This is a genomic window from Dolichospermum planctonicum, assembly GCF_005402965.1.
Classification (GTDB): domain Bacteria; phylum Cyanobacteriota; class Cyanobacteriia; order Cyanobacteriales; family Nostocaceae; genus Dolichospermum; species Dolichospermum planctonicum.
Window position 1 is genome coordinate 1 of record NZ_BJCF01000193.1, and the last position, 227, is coordinate 227.

Annotated in this window: 1 protein-coding gene; it reads left to right on the forward strand. The window is 37.9% G+C overall.

Annotated features, from left to right (window positions below):
• On the forward strand, positions 1-227 hold a 227-nt coding region (locus tag FFO06_RS21000), incomplete at both ends, for a DUF4351 domain-containing protein (protein WP_137909719.1).

Genomic DNA, 227 nt, shown 5'->3' on the forward strand with positions numbered 1-227 from the left:
ATTAAGCCGTCAGGAGATAGAAGCAATGTTTTTAGTGAGTGATATTAAGCAAACAAGGGTCTATCAAGAAGCAAAGCAGGAAGGTAGACAGGAGGGGAGACAGGAGGGGAGACAGGAGGGGAGACAGAATGGTGAGATGATTTTATTGATACGTCAGTTATCGAAAAGATTTGGAAAATTAAAAGATATTTACATCGAAAATATCAACAGTTTAAACATAGAACAAC